We start from the raw sequence: 295 nt of genomic DNA on the forward strand, positions 1-295 counted from the left end.
GAAATTACTCCGCAGTATAAAGAGGGAAAACTTGAAGCGAAAAAGACGGTAAATAATGTAACGCCGAAGTTAGAAGAGGAAGAGGAGTACCGAATTACTTTTAAGAATACGGTAGAACATGGAAAGCTAACAGAGGTAAAAATAGAAGATGATTTACCAAATGGCTTAGATTTCGTGAAAGATAGTTTAAAAGCAGAAGGTTCTAAGCCAGAACCAGTGGAAGTGAAAGTGGAGAACGGTAAGGTAGTGGCGAAGTATCAAGAAATTACGGATACAAAAGAGTGAAGTATTACCT

1 pseudogene is annotated in these 295 nt (G+C 37.6%); it reads left to right on the plus strand.

Features of this window, described 5'->3' with window-relative positions:
* Positions 1–282: pseudogene (locus ACSG5Z_RS31065) on the plus strand (DUF11 domain-containing protein); the annotation flags it as partial.
* Positions 283–295: the final 13 nt, after the last annotated feature.

This window comes from Bacillus pretiosus, from assembly GCF_051294775.1.
Taxonomy (GTDB): domain Bacteria; phylum Bacillota; class Bacilli; order Bacillales; family Bacillaceae_G; genus Bacillus_A; species Bacillus_A wiedmannii.